15 protein-coding genes are annotated in these 15,450 nt (G+C 59.5%); 7 read left to right on the top strand and 8 right to left on the bottom strand.

The features are described from left to right. Window positions 1–41: 41 nt before the first annotated feature. Entirely contained in the window at window positions 42–2,324 is a 2,283-nt protein-coding gene (locus VSP_RS07540; RefSeq protein ID WP_009959783.1) for a hypothetical protein, read from the bottom strand. Window positions 2,325–2,331: 7 nt separating this feature from the next. Beyond that, window positions 2,332–2,610 (bottom strand): PLDc N-terminal domain-containing protein, encoded by a 279-nt coding sequence (locus tag VSP_RS07535; RefSeq protein WP_009959782.1) that lies wholly within the window; start codon window positions 2,608–2,610, stop codon window positions 2,332–2,334. 240 nt (window positions 2,611–2,850) lie between these two features. Between VSP_RS07535 and VSP_RS42025 the strand changes: the two genes are divergently transcribed. From VSP_RS42025 to VSP_RS39065, 4 genes are all read left to right on the top strand, one after another. Next, window positions 2,851–3,009, top strand: coding sequence for a hypothetical protein (locus VSP_RS42025; protein WP_156345232.1), 159 nt, complete (start codon window positions 2,851–2,853; stop codon window positions 3,007–3,009). Window positions 3,010–3,087: 78 nt separating this feature from the next. Continuing rightward, on the top strand, window positions 3,088–3,360 hold the full coding sequence (locus tag VSP_RS07530) for a prepilin-type N-terminal cleavage/methylation domain-containing protein (protein ID WP_009959779.1): 273 nt from the start codon (window positions 3,088–3,090) through the stop codon (window positions 3,358–3,360). Between the two features lie 33 nt (window positions 3,361–3,393). Further along, entirely contained in the window at window positions 3,394–4,536 is a 1,143-nt protein-coding gene (locus VSP_RS07525) for an endonuclease/exonuclease/phosphatase family protein (RefSeq protein ID WP_009959777.1), read from the top strand. 26 nt (window positions 4,537–4,562) lie between these two features. Beyond that, window positions 4,563–5,867 (top strand): glycosyltransferase family 4 protein, encoded by a 1,305-nt coding sequence (locus VSP_RS39065; protein WP_009959776.1) that lies wholly within the window; start codon window positions 4,563–4,565, stop codon window positions 5,865–5,867. Here VSP_RS39065 and VSP_RS07515 read toward each other — a convergent pair. The 6 genes from VSP_RS07515 to VSP_RS39050 form a co-directional block, all read right to left on the bottom strand. Then, window positions 5,854–7,386: an O-antigen ligase family protein gene (locus tag VSP_RS07515; protein WP_157210785.1), complete on the bottom strand. Its 1,533-nt coding sequence runs from the start codon at window positions 7,384–7,386 to the stop codon at window positions 5,854–5,856. The genes VSP_RS39065 and VSP_RS07515 overlap by 14 nt on opposite strands. 16 nt (window positions 7,387–7,402) lie before the next feature. Beyond that, window positions 7,403–8,221, bottom strand: a complete 819-nt coding sequence (locus VSP_RS34385) for a class I SAM-dependent methyltransferase (RefSeq protein ID WP_053332319.1) — start codon at window positions 8,219–8,221, stop codon at window positions 7,403–7,405. A 32-nt stretch (window positions 8,222–8,253) separates the two neighbouring features. Then, complete coding sequence (locus tag VSP_RS39060) at window positions 8,254–9,717, bottom strand: sugar transferase (protein ID WP_081452448.1); 1,464 nt, start codon at window positions 9,715–9,717, stop codon at window positions 8,254–8,256. A 108-nt stretch (window positions 9,718–9,825) separates the two neighbouring features. After that, complete coding sequence (locus tag VSP_RS07500; protein ID WP_009959771.1) at window positions 9,826–10,953, bottom strand: glycosyltransferase; 1,128 nt, start codon at window positions 10,951–10,953, stop codon at window positions 9,826–9,828. Beyond that, a complete protein-coding gene (locus tag VSP_RS39055) occupies window positions 10,946–11,767 on the bottom strand; it encodes a class I SAM-dependent methyltransferase (protein WP_081452446.1) in 822 nt (273 codons plus the stop codon). The genes VSP_RS07500 and VSP_RS39055 overlap by 8 nt, the downstream gene beginning before the upstream one ends. Beyond that, on the bottom strand, window positions 11,764–12,798 hold the full coding sequence (locus VSP_RS39050) for a glycosyltransferase family 2 protein (RefSeq protein WP_053332318.1): 1,035 nt from the start codon (window positions 12,796–12,798) through the stop codon (window positions 11,764–11,766). The genes VSP_RS39055 and VSP_RS39050 overlap by 4 nt, the downstream gene beginning before the upstream one ends. A 171-nt stretch (window positions 12,799–12,969) precedes the next feature. Here VSP_RS39050 and VSP_RS34365 point away from each other — a divergent pair, with 171 nt between their 5' ends. From VSP_RS34365 to VSP_RS07475, 3 genes are all read left to right on the top strand, one after another. Next, window positions 12,970–13,710: a glycosyltransferase family 2 protein gene (locus VSP_RS34365; protein ID WP_009959768.1), complete on the top strand. Its 741-nt coding sequence runs from the start codon at window positions 12,970–12,972 to the stop codon at window positions 13,708–13,710. 61 nt (window positions 13,711–13,771) lie between these two features. Beyond that, complete coding sequence (locus tag VSP_RS39045) at window positions 13,772–14,305, top strand: GbsR/MarR family transcriptional regulator (protein ID WP_053332317.1); 534 nt, start codon at window positions 13,772–13,774, stop codon at window positions 14,303–14,305. A 116-nt stretch (window positions 14,306–14,421) separates the two neighbouring features. Continuing rightward, entirely contained in the window at window positions 14,422–15,423 is a 1,002-nt protein-coding gene (locus VSP_RS07475) for a glycosyltransferase family 2 protein (protein WP_157210784.1), read from the top strand. Window positions 15,424–15,450 lie beyond the last annotated feature (27 nt).

Genomic DNA, 15,450 nt, shown 5'->3' with positions numbered 1-15,450 from the left:
AGCTTCGGAGGAGGATTGAATCCAAGGATGTGGGAGCCGGATCAGTACACGTAGTTCACGCCCATGATTAACAAATGTTCTTTCACATTACTGCCCTTCGCACCCCGCTGATCCAAATACTGGTAGGTGACATTACCGTTCAAGCGAGCCAGTAGAGGACGCTGGATTGTAGCGTAGTAGATCCAGATTTCCTCATCCGTAGTGCCTTCCTTGGCAGCTTCGTTGTTTTGATAGGTGATCCCGGCCGTGATCCCCGTGTCATCACCCAGGCTGTAGCCAGCCTGAGCTCCGAGGGTCCAACCCTGGAATTCAGCTCCATCTCCAAGGCGACGGGAGTCTTGATACTGGCCGTAGGCTCCGAGACGGAGGCGTTCGTTGACCGAATGGTTGATGGTGTACCGGACGTATTGGCCAAGGTACTCGTCGAGCTGCTCGGAAAGGGTGTAAACCTGCCCACCAGACAGAGAGTGGCGGGTGTATTGCGTAAGGTCGTGGCTCACCCCCACATCCCAAGTGAAGGAACCATCCTCGCTGGCATTTTCCCCGTTCTGCCAGAAGTAACCGACCTGACCGTACATGGAAAGGTACTCAGTAACGCGTCCTGTGACACGGGCAAAAACCTGATGGGACATGGTGTCAAAGTGATCCGGGGTCACCCCTTGATAACCAAAGCTCGGGGCGAACATCCAGTCGTCACCCATGTAGCTGTACATGAGGCTGAACTGATCTGCGTCGTTATGGTCATCCAGATCGGCTTGCGCCCAGTAGTCCGAATGAATCACGTTGCCCAAGAGCCACCACTCGTTCTGGAAGGGACGCTGGAACTCAAATCCAATGTCGTTGCGGTAGCCGCCAAACCGCGGATCCCAGAAGGATTCGCTTCGGGACGTGCTGTCGAGGATCTCAGAGCCGAAGCGATAGCGTCCAACCGCATCCACCTCGCCCACTTCCCAACCTTCATAGAAATCAGCAAGGGAGTTGGAGACACCGAAGTAGTCATACAAACGGAACATCCAAGGCCCATTTTCCCACTCCACGTTAAGCCGGGCATTCGTACCCAGGGCCCAGCCAGAACCGATCCCTGTGGAAAACCCAACCTCCCCTTCCCCGGGCAGGAAGTAGAAGAACATGGAGGAAGTGATGTAAATCTGGTCCGTGATCCGCAGGGCAGCACGAATGGGAATACCGATGATGCTGATCCAGCCATCATCGTCCACTCCCGCCGGCAGCGCGACATCACCGGAGTAGTCTGTGTACAAAATGGACGCGGACACCCCCAAGAAATCGAGGTACAAGGGACCAAGCTTCAACATCACCCGGTCGGCAGCAATGTCTTCGGAGAAGATCCCAAAGCCATAGTCCAGATCCACCGTCAGGAAATCAGGATCCGGTGAATGATAGAGCGCGTTATTGCCGGGCATCACCGTGCGAAGACCACGCTCCAAACGGTCGTAGAACGCCCCGTTGCGCTGATAATAGTTGTCTGGAGCCGAACGCACCGGCCAGAGGCCGGAATAGGCCCAGTAGCCACGGTCACCCTTGGCGCGGGGATAGTCCGCATTCCCACCAGCGAGAATCGGAGACTCGGCCTGGGTGGGGAAATAACCACCCTGCGAAGGCGGGGCAGAGTTTTCGGGAATGGGCCGCAGCGGGCTGTCCACCCGGGACTGGCTCAGGGCTTGAGGCACTTCATAGCGCTGGCCGATCACGCGGCCCGCTCCTGAGGAACGGCGGCCCATTGGACGGGCTTGCACTGCCGGAGCCGTCTCATAATAGGAATCCGCCTGCGTGTTGACCATGGTCTCACGGGCGGTGTTGACTTCAGCAGGAACCTCTGGGGGAGCCTTTCTGGCTTGATAGGGAGCGGGATCCTTGGTGGCACTCTGCACCGACATCGCAGGCGGCACTTGGGGATCCAACGGAGCCACGGAAGTCGCAGGTACTGCGGGCACCACCTCGGGAGCCGGAGCCGGGGTGAAAGTCGGCGGGGCCAAGGGGGCTGGAGTCTGAGTCGGGACCCCCTGCACAGGTGCAGGAACCGGCGTCACAGGTACGGACGACACCGGAGCAGGTGCGGGCGCAGCAGGCTGTGCCGCAGGCGACAAAGGCTGGATGGTCTCGAACTCAGGCGGGCGCAGATTCGGAGGCGCGTCCCCCATAGCAGGAGCCCCTTCCGCAGCCTGGAAAGCTGGGGGAAGGAGCAAGTTCACGGCCACAGTATTCCCACCTTGCTGGGCGCTAAGCGGTGCAGCAACAAAAGCAGTGGAGGACAGCAGGATGGCCAGCTGAGTGCGGGCAAAATAGTGCGGGCGAATAGGTCCCATAACGCAGTCAGTCCTGAAGCTTCCTCCTGAAAAACCCAAACCGTTCAAAGGCCGAATAATCGGCAGCAAATAAGCAATAGAACAAATAAATGTAAAGGCCTACTAATGGAAGAAACAAAATGATCGCGGACCATAACAGCTTCAGGGCGCTGTTCTGAGCACGCCCCCAAATGCTGGCCAAACTGGTCACCACCAACCCCAGCCAGGCGAAGACAATCGCCCAATAAAGGGGATCGATCAGGTTCTGCACCTTAAGCTGAAGAAAATTCAGAGCGGCTTCTCGCATATGGGGTTACTTCAAATAATAAACGGCAACCCATTGATAAAAAGCAGATTTTGACACCTGACAAGCCTTAGTTTTGCTAACAAAACGACAATTTGAGGCATAAACAGCACATCGTATGCAAGCAGTTTCCAAGCCACTTGCACCCTCCTCCCAGTTGCCTTAACTGTATTTTCTCATTTTCTCTTCTTGGTTTTTGCCAAGCCAGCGGTAAGGGGACCCTGTTTATATCCGCCAGCAGCCATGAGCAATATTACCAAGCCACGGATTGTCCTTCTTCTTCTGATCGCCTGTGTGCTGAGCGGGTGCGTCTCTAGGAGGGACTACAAGTACCCCTACTTCGGCGGCGGCACCAATGCTAGCGTGCCGCCACGCGGATCTGGCGTGAGCCGCGGCCTCTAGTCCTTCAAATGCCTGAAGCGCTTCAACGTTCCCGCCTTCTCCGACGGCTGGGTTTGAAGCTCTGCCCGCCCCGACTCTATGCATTTCCCCTCTTCCTCCTCCACCGCCACTCCTTCCGCCTCGCCCCGGCGGTGCCCGCATGGCTTCAGCCTGCTTGAAACGCTGGTTGCCCTCGCGGTGTTGCTCACCCTGACCATGTTGGTGGCCTCCATCTACAAGCACCACACAAGCGCCCCGGCCACCCCTGAACCCACGCCGGTCGAGATGCCAACCCGTCCCAGGAATCTGTCCCCCACGGAGACACCCACTTTGCGCGATCCCGTGGACACACCTCTACCCTCCCGCCAATAGGCAACCGACGCGGTTCTCTAAGCTTGGTGCCCGATGTCTGGCTCAGACGCCCCCTCCGTCGAAAACGCATCCATCACCCCCATGCAGGGGTGTCGATGGCTTCTCAGCCTGGTCCGCGGTGCCATCCGCTTTCTTTCATGGCTGAGCCTGGCTTGGCTGCTCCTCGCAGCGTTGGCGATCCATGGGGTGGGACATCACAACCCCACTCCCGCCTTTTTGTTATTCCTCCCTGGCTGGCTCTGGTGTGCTCCGGCTCTCGCCATGCTCGCCCCTGCCCTGCTTTTTGACTTCCTCCGGTCGGGGGCACCCCTGTTTCTGGCCACCCTCTGCTTCCTGGGGCCTGGATTGGGCTATGAGTTCTCTTTTGGCACCTCTTCACCTCAAGGTGCGCATACCCTGAAAGTCATGACCTACAACCGGGGTCAAAGCCAGGGCACCAGTCTACAGCCGTTCAAGAACCGGAATCAACCGGACTTGCTCGCCCTACAGGATTCTGGCGGTCGGGCCCAAGCCTACCTGGAGGCAGATGGCTATAAAGAGTTCTCCCACGGTGCCAGTTCCGGTGAGTTTCTGCTCCTCAGTAAATTCCCCATCCTCAATACCCAACCGATAGTTTTCACCCACCAACCCAACAAGCAGGGCCAGATACAACGCTCCGAGCTGGGGGCGCGGTTTGAGATCGATTGGGCGGGCACCCGGGTTGCCGTGTACAACATGCACTTCCCCACTCACCGGGGCATGCTCCAGTCTGAACGCAACGGCGGGTTTCTCTCCGGAGTGCTCGGCATCCCCGGCACCCCACTGGCGCAGAAGCGCCACAACCGCGAAGCTTACTGGGAGGTCACCCTCCGCCAGATCCGCCAAGTTTCCGACCTGGTTGGCAAGGAGACGATTCCCGTCATCCTCGTGGGAGATATGAACAATCCGCCCTTCGGGCCGTTCCACCGCACCCTTTGTGAACACCTCGTGGATGGCCACAGCGAGGCTGGTCATGGCTACGGCTACACTTTCCCTGGGCAAACCAACAATCCTCTGGCACTCTTTCGCCCCTGGCTGCGCATCGACTACGCCCTCCACTCAAAGGGCGCCTGGACAACCCTGCGTCATGAGGCCGAGCCAGGCCGAACCTCGCAACACCGCGCCCTCTTCGCCGAATTCGGCAAGGCCGGACGCTGATCGCGGATCCGCAATATCACCCGCCGATGGGCCCCATCCAAAAGACCTTCCCCGCCTCGCCAACCACTCCCGGTCACATCCGACCGAAACTCCTGTGGATCAATTGCCGTCTGCTGCACCCCCTGATTGGCGGCGACCGCCTCCGCACCTATCACATGTTGCGGCTCCTGAAGCAGGATTTTGAGATCACCTATCTTTGCCCAACCACGGCCGATGATGCCCCGGATGCCGCCATGAAGGCGGGCGAGTACTGCGACCACCTGATCGCCTTCCCCCACCGCTTCTCCCGCCGGGGCAGTTTGGAATTCGTCTTGGGTGCCCTCAATAACAGCCTCTGGGGGAAACTGCCCTACATGGCCCGACGCTATGCATCTCCTGGCATCTCTTCCTGGATTAACCAACACGCTGGCGGCAATTCGTTTGACCTGATTGTGTCAGACTACTTGGTATCGTGGGTGCATCTTAAGCATCTGCCCTCCCCTCCCCAGGCCCCAGTGGTGGCCTTTCAGCACAACGTCGAGTCCCTCATCTGGCGTCGGCATGCCGCTTCGGTCAAGAACCCTCTCAAACGCTGGATCTTCCACCGGGAAGCGCAGCTCACTGCCACCATGGAAACCGACTGCGCTTCTTCAGTCGCTGGCCAGATCACTGTCTCTCCTGACGAATCCCACTACTTCAGGGTGGAACGCGGCATGCCCAACGTCCTGGGCGACGTCCCCACAGGGGTGGATGCGGTCTATTTCAACCCCTCTGCAAATCCTGAGCCGCATACCGTGGCGTTCTTGGGTTCAATGGATTGGGAGGCCAATCGCCAGGCCGTCCGGAGCTTTCTCAGAGAGTGTTTCCCGGTAATCCGCGCAGAATTTTCAGACGCCAGGTTTCTCATTATTGGGAGAAATCCCCCCGCTGATCTCAAAGAACTCGCCGCGCAAGATCCTGGCATTGTTGTCACCGGCACAGTACCCGATGTGCGCCCCTATCTCGCCCAGGCTTCAGTCATGATCCTTCCGCTACAAGTGGGAGGCGGCACTCGCATCAAGGTGTTCGAAGCTCTGGCAGCCGGTCTTGCGGTGGTATCCACCTCCGTGGGAGTCGAGGGTTTGCCAGTAAAGCATGACGAACACGCCCTGATAGCCGACACCCTGCCCGATTTCGCGGACGCCACACTGTCCCTGCTTAGAGAGCCTCAACGAGCCCGGAAACTTGGCTTGTCAGGACGTCAGTTGGTGGAGGAGAGTTTTTCCTGGCAGGCCGCCTCCAACAAGTTCAAGACGTTGTGCGAGCCGCTCATGTGCCAAGCTTCCCAGCCTGCCGAGTCTAGAGGTTCTTGAGGATGTAGTCCCAGAGAAAGAAGACCAACCAGGCCCCGAGAGCCGCCAGACCAATATCAATCAAGGTCGGCCTTACCAGCCACCTTGGCAGGGTCTTAAGCACCTCCTCAGAGACCTGCCAGATGCCTGCAGCCCGACCAGACGCACCTCCGCCATTCGTCTCAGCATCAGCATCAGCATCAGCATCAACCACTGGCCCAGAACCACTCATGGCCAGGGATCCTGAATAATCAGGTCCGGCTGGAGCGCCGCCAGCCATGGCCAGCACGGGCATTGGCTGAGGAGGCCATGGCACAATGTTCGAAAGCGGTTCAGGCAACGCCGCCCCCCCTGCCTTAAGGCCAGCTGCGGTCTCCTTGGCCTTGTCAAAGAGCATGATCCGGTGAAACGCCGAGATCCCGGCAAAGAACAGGAATAGCTCCGTGTGATAGGCGCGGTCAATCATCCAGTTCGAGATGGCAAAACCGACGAGCAAGGCAAAAAGACATCGTCGACACGACTCTTCCATCTGGTTCTTGGTCTTGCACAAAACGAGGGAACGAAGTCCGAGCCAGAAGAGGCCCACATACAAGGCGAGCCCCATGGGCCCCAGCTCCGCGCCCACCTGTACGTAGCCGCTGTGGGTAGCCTTGTTAAGCCACATCTTCTGCCATTGGATCGTGGCACGAAATGTCTTCCACCCCTGACCCGTGAAATGGTTGCGACTGGCAGTTCGAGCCTGCTCCCAAGCCAGCAGGCGACCTTGCACCCCTTCGTCCGCACGCAGATTCCCCATTTCACTCATGCGCGGCATGACGCTGATGGCGGCCCCACCCCCCGCGAGCGCTGCGGTGATGGCCAGCACTTGAACGATCTTGGACTTCCCGAACACCCAGGCCAGCACGAGGGTGGCGAATCCTGCGAGCACGGCACCTTTCGACTCCGTCAAATACACGCACTCATAGGCGATGACCCAAAGGATGATCGCCACCGTCTTCTTCATGACCCCGCCCTTCCAGAAAAACAGGAAATACGCCAGCGGGACGATGACCACGACGGAGTGTGCCAGCGAGTTGGGGTTGTTGTGCATCCAGGTCCCCAGAGCCAGTCGGCCTTTGTTGGAGGCGGTAAGGGCCTGGGCACCAGTGGGGTCGATCCCCACCTTGCTGAGCAGGCCAAACATCGCCAGTACCGTGAGCGCAATCAGCCAGTAGATCAGGTACTTGCGCAGCCGCTCCACGGAGCGCAGAGCCTGCACCGTCACAAAATAGAAGGCGAAGAGTGGAAGCGAGTCCTTAAAAGCCCCATACGGATAGGGGTGCGTGACGCCGATGAAGATGTAGAGCGCCAGCACCCACCAATCCAAAGGGGTGAGGAAGAGCTGCAGCTTCCTGCCCTCCTCCTTCGCCCGGGAGACCATGGCAAATATCGCCACCGCCATGATCGGGGTGACAATGCCGACGCCGATGAGTCCTGCCACCCAGTCCTGAGGACGGATGTAGTAAACCAGCAGGACGAGAACGACGGTAACGAAATCCATGGACGGGGTTTCACGCTCAGCGCTCCGCCCCACGCGTCGCACTCACCACCACATTATTGAGGATCTTGCGGGCTGCAACCGTGCGGAGCTTTTGAGGAAGAAAGCGCAGAGTGGTTTCTATGATCAGCCAGAGCCAAAGGCCCCGCTTCTCCTCGTGCTGGCCCCGCACAAATGCCCCCACCCAGTCAAAACCGGCCTTGCGCAATTCTGCGCTAAGGCCCGCGTAGGTCCATTCTTTGAGATGAAAGGTCTCCAACCCGGAGGTGAAGTACCGCGAGATGTCATGCGGCCCGGAGAACTCGTGGGGGGTGCTGAGCACGTAAGTCCCGCCCGGTTTGAGGATTCTGGCAGCCTCAGCCAGATGCACCGGCACATCATCAGGGTGAACATGCTCCAGGACTTGGTAGCTGAATGCCAGGTCGAAGGTGCGATCAGGCAACGGGATAGACAAGCCATCATGGTAAACCCACTCCACCCCCTCTTCACTGGCGGGCTGACGCTCCCCCTGCTCACAGACCTCCACGGCCACCACACGCCCCGCCTTGCCGCGGATGGCACGAGAAAGCTCTCCGCTTCCCGCACCAAATTCGACAAACTGGCACCTGGCCCCCAAAAAGGAACTCAGCAGACGCAGCTGGCTGCGAACCGCCGCAGCGGCAGCCTCGGGACTTTTGGCACGATCCGTCCGAGGGTGATCCGGCACCCGCTTGTAAAGCTCCGCATACAAACGGGGCACCAAGACAGGCCGCTCTTCCCGCGTGCTCGCCCTCAGCCGGTTGGCCAGTTCGCGTTCAACTTCAAAATGATGACGTAGGGATTCAGGAGAACGTTCCACAGGCAGACAGTCAGCAGCATTTATCGTCCAGATCAACCAAGAGTGTTGGCCGTTGCATCCACTCTGGAGGCCACGCCAGCAAGATCCCGCACGACCGATTCAAGTTCCGCGCGCTGATTGACTCCGCCCCCGATCACAATGCGGGCGGTATCCAGCAGGATGAAGAGATCCAGCGTGATCGTCATGTGCTTCATGTAGTAGAGGTCATACTCCAGCTTCCGGCGGGCATCTTCCACCGTCGCCCCATAGGGATAGTTGACCTGCGCCCAGCCCGTGAGCCCCGGAGCCACCAGGAGCCGCTCACGAAAATAAGGAATCTCCAGAGCAAGCTGATCTTCAAATTCCGGACGTTCAGGACGTGGCCCCACGAAGCTCATTTCCCCGCGGAGAATGTTCAACAGTTGAGGGATCTCATCCACGCGGAATTTCCGAAGCAGTCCACCCCCAGGGAAGGTGCGGTTGTCGTTCTTCTTCGCCCACTGCGGGCCATTCGCCTCAGCATCCACCCGCATGGTCCGCAGTTTCAACACCTGAAAGGTTTTGCCCAGCCGGCCACTGCGGACCTGTTTGAAGAAGACCGGCCCGCCTGGCGAAGCAAGGCGCACCCAAATCATGCCCGCCAGCAAGATGGGGAAGGACAGCAATCCCACCACCAAGGAGATCACCACATCGAACAGACGCTTCCACTTCCGCACATAGGAGCGGTGCGGCAGAGTGCTGGCATGGAGCAGCCACTCCAGGTCCACCAGAGACAGCGGCACCAACCGGTAGGCATCCTCCATGATGTCGGCCAAGGTCACCAGACGCACCCCGGAAAAGGAAACATTGCGAAGCACATTTGCCAGCCGGGGATCCCGGAGCTGGGATTTGGTGCACAACACACTGTCAATACGCAGGTTGTTCACCAATTCGGGCAAATCTTCCAAGACAGAGTGTCCCGGATCAACGGAGGCACCTCCCTCGGTGAATTCCTGCCGGGTGTCCACCAGACCAGTGAGCTGATAGAAGGGAGCCCCCACTTTCTTGAGCCGCTGCCAGACCAGCATGTCCGCATCGCTGGAAACCAGCATCACCACCCGGTCACGCACGCCAAGGCTGCGTCGAATCAGCAGCCCGTGATGCAGCACCAGCATCAGGTAGGTGAGAGGCATAGAGATCAACAACACCCCACGGCCCAGACGGGCATCCAGAATGAGTGACCCCAGCGAGAGCATGAGGATCAGAGCCCCTCCATAACAGAGAGCCAACACCACCAGCCGGTAACGATGCCGGATGTGAATACGATTGGAGTACAGCCCGGCACCATAGATCATGCACGGGAGGGCAAACCCTGCCGCCAAAAGGGCTGGCAGGTAATCCGAAAGCCGCTCCGGCAGCGGGTCATTGAACCGCAGCGCCGACCCCAACGCCACCCCCAGCATGAGGATGAGCCCGTCCAACATGAAATGCGTCCTCACTGCAAGCCATATGTCCTTGCTATGAGATCGGTTGGTCATAAAGGCGAAAATGGTAATGCTGGCACCCGAAGAGATCAGGTGGTTGTCACCTCATGTCCGGCAGATAGGCATTCTGTCGAGCGAAAATAAAGCCCATCAGGTGAAATGTTATCCCCCTGACCCAGAAAGCGACGAATAAAGCGCATCATAAGCATTTACCATGGCATCAAGCGAGAAAAATTTCTCCACATGCTTCCGCGCGTTCCTTCCAAGCTCCTGGAGCTCGAGGGGCGAGGCTTGGGCAGCAATCGTCAATCCTTGAGCCAGTGCAGGAATGGTGCCATAGGCACCAACCCACCCGTGATCGGGTGTACGAACGATCTCAAGCACCCCGCAGACATCATTGGCCACCACCGGCAGCCCGGTGGCCATCGCCTCCAGCACTGCATTCGGCAGCCCTTCGTTGGCAGAAGACACCACCAGCACATCCAGCGCCTGGTACCAGGATGCCGGATCCTGTTGGAACCCAGCCCACACCACACGGTCTTTGAAGGGGCTGCGCTCCATCCGCTGCAAGACCCGGGACTTTTCTGGCCCCCCGTCCCCCACCATGAGCAGGTGGACATCCGGATGATCCGCCGCGATGAGGTCAAAAGCCTCCAGGAGATCCATGTGCCGCTTTTGGGCACCAAACCTCGCCACAATCCCCAGCCATCTCCCCGAAGGAGCAAGGCCAAGGCGACGACGCACCTCTTCTTTATCAGGCGCAGGAGCAAAACGGACGCAGTCCACGCCATTCAATATACGGGAAAGCCGCCGATGCCCGGGTCCGATGGCAATCATTTGATCCATCTGCTGCTGTGAGACCGAAAAGACCGCCGATGCCCTCGGATAGAGGAAACGACGCTGCCAGCGGCGTTTCGACGAAAGCTCGGCCCCATCCCAGATGGTGTGCTCGGAGTGCACGAGATGCGGCACACCGCGCCGGGGACAGGCGAGCGCAGTGTAAATAAGCCCCCCCAGGTGACGGGTGTGCACGACGTCATAACCCCGAGCTCTTACCAGTTGCCGCAGGGCCGTGACGGTACCCCAGGAGAAACCTGGTGACTTGCCGAGCACATGCACCGGCATGCCTGCTGGCAGGCGCGCTTCGAAGGGTCCGCCCCTTGTCAGGCAGCAGACCTCAAACTCAAATTTTTCCGGATCCATGCGGGAGACCATCTGGGTGAGGACATTTTCCATGCCCCCCGGCTCCAGACTGTCCACCACCTGAAGGATCCGCAGTCGATCAGCCATGCCCGGGCTTCTCCAGAGTTGTGATGATGTCCTCGTAAAGGCCGGCGGCATGGAAGGTACCCCCATCCTGCCAGCCATCGATCTGGCTCTTCACCACCAGACCCTGTTTGGCGGCAAGCTCGTTCATCTTGGCAGTCGTCAGGTTGCTGCGCCAACCGCCGTGCGCCCCGCCAGCAGACCCATGGTGCAAGACGGTCCTCCCGCCCGGCTTGAGCACCCGGGCAATCTCCCGAAGATAGGCCTCCACATCCGTATCATTGATGTGAACGAAAACGTCAAAAGACCAGACCAGATCCACAGACTGGTCCGCGACTCCAGGTAGGGAGTTTCCATCAGTGAGCCCGATGCGGAACTTTGGATCCTTGCCAAACTTCTCCTGACAGACCTCCACACAGGTGGCCGAGATGTCCAACCCTTGGTAGGAGGAGCAATGCTTGAGCAGCTCCCCCGTCCACCGCCCGGCACCGGGCCCGATCTCCACCACCACGGCACCAGCCGGCACCGCAGGAGTGAGGATGTGCTTCATGAGGCTGGCCTTCCACTCCTCATTGGGCGTCCACTCGTCGCCACCGCCGTCCCAGTTCCAGCTTTCCCAGATCGCCCGGTTCATCGCCCGGCTGTTCATACCCGGAATACCGCGCTTTTCCCGCAGGACCTGCATGCCCCCAAATGCCTTGTTGGCCACCGCACTGGCGGCTCCGTAAACGCCCAGAAGCAGGGTCCAGGCAAATCCATTCTCACGCACGGCAAGGCCTGCCAGATTGAGTTTCTGACCCAGGGTCATTCGCCGGCGATTCTGTACAAGGTCTTTCATGAAGTGGTGGTGTAGTCGGCAGGACGTTTTTCCAAAGTTGATGAGGCAGTAGCATCCGGCTGGCCAGGAGGATTCGTCGATCCCCGAAAAGGCGAGAGAAGGCCGAGGGCCAGAAAGCGGAAGCGGAAGCCCCGGGGATAGCCGCAGGCGGCAGCGTGCTGCACCCAAAAACGCCGGCCCACCGAGCGGAAACACTGCCGCATGGCCGCAGCACGATCCCCCGCTGCCAGATGCATGCGGGCAGACTGATAGAGACAGATGGCCTCTGCCTCCCGGCACAAGTCGCTGGTCAGTCCCACTGCGGGATTGGCCGCAGCCTTGCCCAGCACCTGTAGAATGGAATCCGTCTGGCGGACCGCGTGCCGGGACATGTTCGTCCCATGGTCACGCTTTCGGTGAAGCACGCTCTTCAACATGAGCACGGGGCCTGCCGTGGCGGCACGTATCCACATGTCGCGATCCTCGGAAGCCTTCAGTGCGGGATCAAATCCTCCAAGCGAGAGCAAAACCTTCCGATTCGCCAGGACAATCGGCGCAAAGCGGTTTCTCAACACAAAGTCATGAGCCGTGAAGCTTCCCACCTCCCCGCCCGCCTGTGTGGAGGCGGGCGACAGCCAGTCGCCGTTGGCGTCAATCATGCGCCCCAGCGAGCCCACCACCACAGCTTTTCGCCCGCTGTTAAGCAGTGCCCGCACCAGTTCCGCCACCGCCTGCGGCTCCAGTTCGTCATCGGCATCCAGGAACAACACCCACTCGTGCCGGGCGAGTTCCATCCCGGTGTTTCTGGCCGCAGACAACCCGGCGTTGACCTTGCGGTGGTAACTGACCTTGGGCGAGAAAGCCTCCACAATTCCAGGCGTACCATCGGTAGAGCCATCATCCACTACCAGGACCTCCAACTCCCCGGCATACGCCTGAGCCAGAGCGGTGCGGATCGCCTGCCCAATAAACCTCTCATAATTGTACACTGGTATCACAATCGACACCCCGGGAAGGATGGCGCTTGGAGCAGTGGGAGTGTCAGAGGTCATGGGATGTCCAGATTTTCCAAAGAACGATATGCCAGAGGGTGCCAGTGTCTGCAACAAGATGGAGGATCCTTGTCGACCATGACACGCAGATTGACGAGCACCTGCATTGCAGGTTTTAAGATTTCGGTGTGCACCCCCTGCCGAAAGTGAGAAGGATGCACACCCCGCTCAATGCCACTGCTCTTCTCCGTCATTCTCCCTGTCCTGCATGCCGATGGCAAGCTGGGGGAGACTCTCGACTCCGTGGCCAGCCAGGCCTTTGAGGATCTGGAGGTCCTGGTGATGGACGGCGGCGCTTCTCCATCCACAGAACGGCTCGTGCAGCGGAGCTCGTTGAACGAGGGAGGCGGCCTGCGCTACGTGGGAAAACCCGACCAGGGCATCTACGATGCCATGAATGAGGCTCTCGATCTGGCGTCAGGCAGGTACATCTACTTCATCGGAGCCGGCGATACCCTGCGCCCCCATGCGCTCGCGGCGGTGCGGGATCAACTGCCCACAAACGACTCCAGCTTGGTGTACGGGAATGTCATGAGGGGGGCACAGATCTATGATGGCCCTTTCGACGCCTGGCGGCTCTGCCATCGGAACATCTGTCACCAAGCCGCCTTTTATGGACGGGACATCTTCCAGCTATTGGGACGTTTCTCCCTTTCCTACCCGGCATGCGCAGACTGGGAGTTCAACATGCGCTGCTACGGCGACTCCCGCATCCCCAAGCGCTACATCGAGACCGTGGTGGCGGATTTCGAGCAGGGCGGACTCAGTTCTCACGGAGACCCGGCATTCAACCGCGATCACGGCCGCCTCATCCGCCGGCATCTGGGGCTGCTCCCCTTCTTAAAATGGGCAATGGGGGTGACCAAGACCCGGGTCATAGCGCGGCTGCGACACGAGCTGCCCGGCAAATAACGAAGCAATGGGGACAAATGTCTGTTGCAATTCGTTGGGAACGTTCAAAATTTTCTGAACAATGTTCTCCAACTCCTCGTCCCACCAGGGCCTATCATGGGCGGCAGAACGACATCGTTTTATTGAAGCAGGAGGAAACACCTCCCACGCCTTCGGATTGGGCCGGATGATCGGCAGAGCCTATGCCATGCTCTACCTCGCGACCAGCCCGATGTCGCTGGACGAAATTGCCGCGACGCTCAGGGTCAGCAAGGCCAGCGCGAGCACCGTGCTCCGCCAGCTCGCCTCCTGGCAGGCGGTCCGCCAGATCTGGGTGGCGGGGGATCGCAAGGACTACTACGAGGCGGAGACAGATTTTTCGGTCATCTTGAAGGAAGGGCTGATGCCGGGAGTCCGGAAGAAGCTACAGACGGCCGGCACCCAGATCGAGAAGACACTGCAAAGCTCCACCCAGAAAACGCCAGCGACACCGGCAAACGAAGAGATGCCCCCCGCCGACCAGGCGGAAATTCGGCGGCGGCTGCGTTCGGCGCAGCAGCTCCATCAACGTCTGGACAAGGTGCTGGGGAGCAAGCTGCTCGCCCGGTTTCTTTGATTCCTGACCCGTTCAACTCACCGCAACAGGAGCCCTCTGAGGACTGCTCTCCACCCCATTCCTGGCATGGCCGCAACTCTCTGCGACCAATGGCGGCAGCGTGACGAAATCTGATTGTGCCCGCCGCTGCTCCTACAGTCTCGATTGTCATTCCCGCTTATCGGAAAGCGGCGACTCTGGCCCGGGCGCTCCAAAGCGTGGTCAACCAGTCGTATCGGGACTTTGAGCTGCATGTGGTGGATGACTCTGGCAACGAGGACCTGAGACCCCTGGTGGCGCGATACGCTGTCACCAGCTACACGCCCCAGAACTGCCAGGGCCCGGGAGCCGCTCGCAACCGCGGTCTGGCCCTGTGCACAGGCCGCTATGTCATCTCCCTGGACCACGATGATGAGTGGGACCCAGATTTCTTGGAACGCGCCATCCAGGCGATTGAATATCACCACGCGGACACCATCTGGATGAACTTCCGCATTTCTGGCATTCGCGACCGGGCAGACTGCCTCGCCACCAGCCCCTCCCGGCGGAAACTTTTTGCCCGCCAGACAGAGAAATCCTGGCTCATGCCCTACGATCAGGCATGTCGCTTCTATCTGGGCAGGATGGCCCCCCTCTCCAACAGTGCCCTGCTCTACCGTCGAGATAAGCTGGGGCCGGGCTGGTATGAAAAGGCCATGATGGCAGATGACTGGCTCCTCATGGCCCGACTGCTCATGGACCCGGAAATCAAATCCGGCATCGTCGCCACCCCTTCATGGACCAAACATGAAGACGGAAGCCACCGGTCCCTCTGGTCCCAAGAAACGGGCAGGCGCTGCGTGCACGACGTCACCTATGCCTGGCAGCACTACGCGCCCGCGATGACCCCAGCCGACCGACAGCGAGTGCGGCTCTATTTAGGCAACTTGCACTACAAACTGGCCTATCATTGCTTCTGGGCCGGGGACCATGCTGAGGGCCGGGACAATGTCCGGCTCGGGAGAGTCCTCGCCGGCATCACCGGCCAGTCGCTCCTTCTCGTCATGATCTTCGCCCTTCGGAAAGTGGCCAGAGCGGCAGGCCTCCCGCCCCTCAGCACCCTGACCCGGGCTCCCCAGCAATCCAGCACCCAGTCCTGATCCCCCTGCCCCGAGCTCTTTCAGTCA

The sequence above is a fragment of the Verrucomicrobium spinosum DSM 4136 = JCM 18804 genome, assembly GCF_000172155.1.
Classification (GTDB): domain Bacteria; phylum Verrucomicrobiota; class Verrucomicrobiia; order Verrucomicrobiales; family Verrucomicrobiaceae; genus Verrucomicrobium; species Verrucomicrobium spinosum.
This window is presented reverse-complemented; position numbering and strand designations above follow the sequence as displayed.

Coding starts and splice junctions, on each gene's coding strand:
- VSP_RS42025 (WP_156345232.1), top strand. CDS start 2,851: ATGAGCAATATTACCAAGCCACGGATTGTCCTTCTTCTTCTGATCGCC.
- VSP_RS07530 (WP_009959779.1), top strand. CDS start 3,088: ATGCATTTCCCCTCTTCCTCCTCCACCGCCACTCCTTCCGCCTCGCCC.
- VSP_RS07500 (WP_009959771.1), bottom strand. CDS start 10,953: ATGGCTGATCGACTGCGGATCCTTCAGGTGGTGGACAGTCTGGAGCCG.
- VSP_RS07540 (WP_009959783.1), bottom strand. CDS start 2,324: ATGGGACCTATTCGCCCGCACTATTTTGCCCGCACTCAGCTGGCCATC.
- VSP_RS07525 (WP_009959777.1), top strand. CDS start 3,394: ATGTCTGGCTCAGACGCCCCCTCCGTCGAAAACGCATCCATCACCCCC.
- VSP_RS39060 (WP_081452448.1), bottom strand. CDS start 9,717: ATGACCAACCGATCTCATAGCAAGGACATATGGCTTGCAGTGAGGACG.
- VSP_RS34365 (WP_009959768.1), top strand. CDS start 12,970: ATGCCACTGCTCTTCTCCGTCATTCTCCCTGTCCTGCATGCCGATGGC.
- VSP_RS07535 (WP_009959782.1), bottom strand. CDS start 2,610: ATGCGAGAAGCCGCTCTGAATTTTCTTCAGCTTAAGGTGCAGAACCTG.
- VSP_RS39065 (WP_009959776.1), top strand. CDS start 4,563: ATGGGCCCCATCCAAAAGACCTTCCCCGCCTCGCCAACCACTCCCGGT.
- VSP_RS39045 (WP_053332317.1), top strand. CDS start 13,772: ATGTTCTCCAACTCCTCGTCCCACCAGGGCCTATCATGGGCGGCAGAA.
- VSP_RS39050 (WP_053332318.1), bottom strand. CDS start 12,798: ATGACCTCTGACACTCCCACTGCTCCAAGCGCCATCCTTCCCGGGGTG.
- VSP_RS39055 (WP_081452446.1), bottom strand. CDS start 11,767: ATGAAAGACCTTGTACAGAATCGCCGGCGAATGACCCTGGGTCAGAAA.
- VSP_RS07515 (WP_157210785.1), bottom strand. CDS start 7,386: ATGGATTTCGTTACCGTCGTTCTCGTCCTGCTGGTTTACTACATCCGT.